This is a genomic window from Embleya sp. NPDC001921, assembly GCF_053594475.1.
This window is the reverse complement of sequence record NZ_JBSFEO010000119.1, coordinates 1-6,562: the sequence shown is the minus strand read 5'-3', so window position 1 is coordinate 6,562 and position 6,562 is coordinate 1. Positions and strand designations below refer to the sequence as shown.

At 71.9% G+C, this 6,562-nt stretch carries 1 protein-coding gene and 1 pseudogene; both read left to right on the top strand.

Features of this window, described 5'->3' with window-relative positions:
- On the top strand, window positions 1-1,686 hold a 1,686-nt coding region (locus ACWCPW_RS51220), incomplete at its 5' end, for an SDR family NAD(P)-dependent oxidoreductase (protein WP_449768552.1).
- 56 nt (window positions 1,687-1,742) lie between these two features.
- Window positions 1,743-6,562: pseudogene (locus ACWCPW_RS51215) on the top strand (beta-ketoacyl synthase N-terminal-like domain-containing protein); the annotation flags it as partial.

Here is a 6,562-nt window from a genome sequence, read left to right as displayed (position 1 = left end):
GACATCGTCCTCAACTCCCTCGCCCACGAACACGTCGACGCCACACTCCGCCTCCAACAACCCGGCGGACGCTTCCTCGAAATGGGCAAAACCGATATCCGCGACCCCCACACCATCACCACCCGACACCCCGGCATCACCTACCGGGCCTATGACGTGCTCGACCCCGGCCTGGATCGCATCAAGGAAATGCTGGTCGCGATCCGCGGGTTGTGCGAAAGCGGGGCGATCCGGCCGCTGCCGGTGACCGCCTGGGACATCCGACGCGCACCCGAAGCCTTCCGCTACCTCAGCCAGGCCCGACACACCGGCAAAGTCGTCCTCACCCTCCCCCGCCCCCTCAACCCCGACGGCACCATCCTCATCACCGGCGGCACCGGCACCCTCGGCAGCCTCGCCGCACGACACCTCATCACCCGACACGGCGCCAAACACCTCCTGCTGACCAGCCGCAGCGGACCGAACGCCGAAGGCGCCGCAACACTCCACCAGGAACTCACCGCACTCGGCGCACACATCACCATCACCGCGTGCGACGCCGCCGACCGAGCCGCTCTCGCCGAACTCCTCGACACCATCCCCTCGGCGCACCCGCTCACCGCCGTGATCCACACGGCGGGCACGCTCCGGGACGCGGTCCTCGGCGGGCTCACCGACGATCACGTCGATGCCGTGCTCCGTCCGAAGGTCGACGCCGCGTGGAACCTGCACGAGCTGACCCGCGACCACGACCTCGCGCGGTTCGTCCTCTACTCCTCGGCCGCGGGCACCCTCGGCAATCCGGGTCAGGCCAACTACGCCGCCGCCAACACCTTCCTCGACGCACTCGCCCACCACCGGCACACCCGCGGCCTTCCCGGCAGTGCGCTCGCCTGGGGACTGTGGGCCGAGAGCAGCGGGATGACCGGCCATCTCGACGACTCGGACGTCGAGCGACTCGCGCGCACGGGCTTCCTGCCCATCACGAGCGCGCAAGGCATGGCGTTGTACGACGAGGCGGCGGATCTGCGGCAGCCGGTGCTGATCCCGTTCCCGCTCGACCTGACGACGTTGCGCGCCCGGGCGGGTGACGGTGTACCCGCGGTGCTGCGCGGCCTGGTCCGGGCCCGGCTCCGGCGCGCGGCCGAGGCGCCCGCGGCGCCCGGCGACGTCTCGGCCTCGCTCGCGGACCGGCTGCGCGCGTTGTCCCCCGACGACGCGCGGGAGCGGTTGCTCGAACTGGTACGCACTCAGGCGGCGGCCGTGCTCGGGCACTCGGCGTCCGAGTCCGTCGAGGCGGAGAAGGCGTTCAAGGAACTGGGCTTCGACTCGCTCACCGCCGTCGAGCTGCGCAACCGGCTCAACATCGCGACCGGCCTGCACCTGCCCGCGACGCTGGTCTTCGACCACCCGACGCCGACCGTCCTGGCCGAGTTCCTGCGTACCGAGTTGGTGCCCGCCGACGCGCCGGCGCTGCCGCTGCTCGCCGAGGTGGATCGCTGGGAGGCGGCACTGGCCGCGGCCGCGCCCGACGACGGGACCAGGGAGCGTTTGGCCGCCCGGCTGGCGGACTTCCTGGTCCGGCTCAACGAGTCGGCGAGCCGTACCGGTGCTCCGGGCGACGACGCCGCGGTGGCCGAGAAGATCGACGCCGCCTCCGACGACGAGATCTTCGACTTCATCGACAACGAACTCGGCATCTCCTGAATCACCCGACCGACCACAGTGACTTCGCAGTTTCGCGTTAGGGAGTGTTACGCCAGATGGCCAACGAGGAGAAGCTTCGCGACTATCTCAAGCGGGTGACCACGGACCTGCACCAGGCCCGTCGCCGACTGCACGAGGTGGAGGCCGAGAAGCACGAGCCGATCGCGATCGTGGGCATGGCCTGCCGGTTCCCCGGCGGCGTCGACACCCCCGAGGGGCTCTGGCGGTTGGTCGCGGACGGCACCGACGCCATCGGCGGGTTCCCCGCCGGGCGCGGCTGGGACCTGGACGGGCTGTACGACCCCGACCCGGAACACCCCGGGACCTCCTACGCCCGGACCGGCGGCTTCCTGGATCGCGCGGACGGCTTCGACGCCGCGTTCTTCGGGATCAATCCGCGCGAGGCCGCGGCCACCGACCCGCAGCAGCGGCTGTTGCTGGAGACAGCCTGGGAGACCTTCGAGCGGGCCGGGATCCGGCCCTCGACGCTGAGCGGCAGCGACACCGGCGTCTTCGTCGGCGCCATCGCGCAGGACTACGCGCCGCGCCTGCACCAGGCGCCGGAGGCCTTGGAGGGTTATCTGCTGACCGGGAACACCACGAGCGTGGCGTCCGGTCGCCTGTCCTACACCTTCGGTCTCGAGGGTCCCGCGGTGACGGTGGACACGGCCTGCTCGTCGTCCCTGGTCGCGCTGCACCTGGCGGTCCAGTCGCTGCGACAGGGCGAGTGCTCGCTCGCGCTGGCGGGCGGTGTCACGGTGATGGCCACTCCGGGGCTGTTCGTGGAGTTCAGCAGGCAACGCGGGCTCTCCCCCGACGGGCGGTGCCGCTCGTTCGCCGGCAGCGCGGACGGTACCGGGTTCGCCGAGGGCGTCGGCTTGGTGCTGGTCGAGCGGTTGGCGGACGCACGACGCAACGGACACCACGTACTCGCCGTGATCCGGGGTTCGGCGGTCAACCAGGACGGCGCGAGCAACGGACTCACCGCGCCCAACGGCCCGTCCCAGCAGCGGGTGATCCAACAGGCCCTCACGAGCGCCGGGTTGACGCCGGATCAGGTCGACGCGGTCGAGGCACACGGCACCGGCACCACCCTGGGCGACCCGATCGAGGCCCAGGCAGTGATCGCCACCTACGGGCAGGACCGGCAGGGCGGGCCGCCGCTTCGGCTCGGCTCGATCAAGTCGAACATCGGGCACACCCAGGCGGCGGCGGGCGTCGCCGGGGTGATCAAGATGGTGCTTGCCCTGCGGCACGGGGTGTTGCCCAAGACGCTGCACGTGGACGAGCCCGCGCCGCACGTCGACTGGTCGGCCGGCACGGTATCGCTGTTGACCGAGGCCGAACCGTGGCCCGAGACCGACCACCCCCGCCGCGCCGGCGTCTCCTCCTTCGGGATCAGCGGCACCAACGCCCACGTGATCCTGGAACAGACCCCCGAACCCGAGCCCGCCGAGGACACCGCGGCGGATCCCGAGCGTCCGGACACCGGTTCGACCGCCGAGCGGACGAGCGAGGACGAGCCGGCCACCGAGTCGGCGTCGCCGTCGGGACCCCTGCCGTGGGTGTTGTCCGCCCGCACGCCACAGGCACTTCGGGAACAGGCCGAGCGGCTGCACGCGTACGTCACGGCGCATCCGGACACCGACCTCGCCGCGATCGCGGGCACGCTCGCGACCCGGCGAACCGTCTTCGACCGGCGCGCGGCCGTCGTGGGCACCCGGCGCGACGACTTCCTGGCCGGGCTATCCGCCCTCGTGCAGGACCGGAGCCTGCCCACCGCGGTGACCGGCCATCGGCTCGCCGGACCCGGACGGACGGCGTTCATGTACGCCGGGCAGGGCAGCCAACGATCCGGCATGGGCACCGAACTCCGCGCTGTGTACCCGGTGTTCGCCGATGCCTTCGACGAGGTCGTCGCCCACCTGGACCCCCACCTGGACCGACCGCTCCGCGACGTGATCGACCACCACCCCGAACTCCTCAACCAGACCCGCTACACCCAACCCGCCCTCTTCGCCCTACAAACCGCACTCCACCACCTACTGGCCCACCACGGCATCACACCCGACTACCTCATCGGCCACTCCATCGGCGAACTCACCGCCGCACACCTCGCCGGAGTCCTCACCCTCCCCGACGCCGCCACCCTCGTCACCACACGAGCCCGCCTCATGCAAACCGCGCCCACCGGCGGCACCATGATCGCCATCACCGCCGCCCCGGACGAACTGGCCGAACTCCTCGACGGACACCAACACCTCGTCTCCGTCGCCGCGCACAACGCACCCCGGGCCACCGTGATCTCCGGCGACCGCGAACTCTGCCTCCACATCGCCGAACAGGCACGCATCGAAGGTCGCAAGACCAAGGAACTCAAGGTCAGCCACGCGTTCCACTCACCCCACATGGACCCGATCCTCGACGAGTTCCATACCGTGGCCGCCGACCTGACCTACCACACCCCCCACACCCCGCTCGTCTCCAACACCACCGGCACCATCGCCACCACCGAACAACTCACCGACCCCACCTACTGGACCAACCACATCCGCCACGCCGTCCACTTCCACGACGGCATCACCACCCTCCACCACGAAAACGTCACCACCTACCTGGAGTTGGGCCCGGACACCACCCTCACCGCGCTCGCCCGGGAGACCGTCGAGAGTCTGCGGTCGGACAACACGGCTCAGGACACCTCGCCGGTCTTCATCCCGACGTCGCGCCGCGAGCAGCCGGAGCCGGAGATTCTCACCGCCGCCGTCGCGCATGCCCGGTTGTTCGAGCGAACTCCCGGATGGGGCACACTGGTTGAGCCGAGCACCGGGTTCGTGGACGATCTCCCCTCCTATCCGTTCCAGCGCGAGAGCTACTGGCTCGAAGCGCGCGCGGGTGCCGATGTCGCCGCCGCCGGACTGGACGCGAGCGACCACCCGCTCCTCGCCGCCGCACTCCCCCTCGCCGACAACGACGGACTCATCCTCACCGGACGCCTCTCCCGCACCACCCACCCCTGGCTCACCGACCACATCGTCCTCGACACCACCCTCCTCCCCGGCACCGCCTTCATCGACCTCGTGATCCAGGCGGGCGACCGGGTCGGGTGCGACACGATCGAGGAACTGACCCTGGAGGCACCGCTGGTGCTGCCGGCCCGGGACGGGGTGGACCTCCAGCTCACCATCGCCGGTCCGGACGAAGCGGGTCGACGTACCGTCACCATCCACTCCCGACCGACCCGCGGGCCCGGCGGTCACGCCGCCGGCGCCGAGTCGGCCTCGTGGACGCGACACGCCACCGGTGTCCTGGCCGATCGCGGGGGCGCCGCTCGCGGCACGGCCGATTCCGACGCGGCGGCCGAGGTCTGGCCGCCCGCCGGGGCCGAGGCGCTGCCGGTGGGTGACCTGTACGAGCGGTTGGCCGAGCGCGGCTACGCCTACGGCCCGACCTTCCAGGGCGTGCGCGCCGCCTGGCGCCTGGGCGGCGAGCTGTACGCCGACGTCCGGCTGCCCGAGGACCGGGCGGGAGACGCCGCGGGGTACGGGCTGCACCCCGCTCTCCTCGACGCGGCGCTGCACCCGTTGGTGCTGGACACCCTCGCGGACGACGCGCCCGAACCGGACGGCGTGCGCCTGCCGTTCACATGGTCCGAGGTGACTCTGCACGCGACCGGCGCGACCGCGCTGCGCGTACGGCTCACCCCGACCGGGACGGACCGGATCGCGCTGTCGGCCACCGACGAGGCGGGCGCACCGGTCGCCACGGTCGCGGCGCTCGTGCTCCGGTCGATCGCGGCCGATCGGCTCACCGCGGTCGCCGAGGACACCGGCCGAGACTCCCTGTTCCACCTGGACTGGCTCGCCGCGCCCGGACCCGAAGGCAAGCCGGCCGGCGTCCCGTTCGCGGTCCTGGGTGGCGACGACCCGCACGGCCTCTCCGCGTCCGCCGATGCGGTGTACGCCGACCCGGCCGCGGTGGCGACCGCGATCGCGAACGGCGATCCGGTTCCGGGCCTGGTCGTCACGGCGCCGGTCGTCGACCAAGGCGACGACGTACCCGGCGCCGCCCACGCGGTCACCCGTGCGGTGCTCGCGCTGCTCCGGGAGTGGTCCACCGACGAGCGGTTGGCGTCGACCCGCCTGGTCGTACTCACCCGGCACGCCGTCGCCACCGACGCGCACGACCCCGTGCGGCCGGCCGGCGCGCCGGTGTGGGGGCTCGTGCGCACCGCGCAGACGGAGCACCCCGACCGTTTCGTCCTGGTGGACCTCGACGACGATCCGACGTCGTACGCGGCCCTGCCCGCCGCGCTCGCCGAGGGCGAATCACAGCTCGCGCTGCGCCGGGGAACGCGGTTCGTCCCGCGTTTGGTCCCCGCTCGCTCCCGTCCGTCGCTGGTGATCCCGAGCGCCGCCGAGCCGGCGTGGCGGCTCGATGTGACCGGGCACGGAACGCTGGACAACCTCGCGTTGCTCCCGTCGCCGATCGCGGACGCCCCGTTGACGGAGCATCAGGTGCGACTGTCGGTGCGCGCGGCAGGTCTGAACTTCCGGGACGTGATGATCACCCTCGGCATGTACCCGGGTGAAGCCCTGATCGGCAGCGAGGGCGCCGGAGTGGTCCTGGAGGTCGGCCCGGGCGTGCGCGATCTGGCCCCCGGCGACCGGGTGATGGGCCTGCTCGAAGGTGGTGTCGGACCGCGCACGATCGCCGACCGGCGATACCTCTCCCGGGTCCCGGCGGACTGGACGGACGAGCAGGCCGCCGCGACCCCGATCGTGTTCCTGACCGCGTACTACGGCCTGGTCGACCTCGCCGAAGCCCAACCGGGCGAAACACTCCTCGTCCACGCCGCCACCGGCGGCGTCGGCAT